This is a genomic window from Bacillus sp. SIMBA_005 (assembly GCF_046535585.1).
Lineage (GTDB): Bacteria > Bacillota > Bacilli > Bacillales > Bacillaceae > Bacillus > Bacillus pumilus.
The window spans coordinates 1-255 of the sequence record NZ_JAWRWI010000745.1 but is presented as its reverse complement, the minus strand read 5'-3'; the positions used below and the strand labels follow the sequence as shown (position 1 = coordinate 255).

Genomic DNA, 255 nt, shown 5'->3' with positions numbered 1-255 from the left:
GAGAAGTCCTTGCGGGTGCTCGCTCAAGAGGGAAAGGCGATCGGGATCGCCGGGCCCCCTACACCGGAGTTCGCGAAGCGGGCAGGGCTCAACCCCATCCTGCGCCTCGCCATCGGCGCACTCAGTCGACGCATCCGTTCCCAGGCCGCCCGAGCGGGCGTCCAGTATGAGTTCCTGTTCATGGAATCCTCGGGAGATCAGCTCCGCCGGATCGCCGAACTCGTCGACGCAGGCGTGATTCGCCCCGTCGTGGGA

General features: G+C 66.7%; 1 protein-coding gene. It reads left to right on the top strand.

Going from position 1 to position 255, the window contains the following annotated elements; all coding sequences use genetic code 11:
- Positions 1–15: 15 nt before the first annotated feature.
- A partial coding sequence (locus SB660_RS22050; protein ID WP_410584593.1) for a zinc-binding dehydrogenase occupies positions 16–255 on the top strand: 240 nt, incomplete at its 3' end.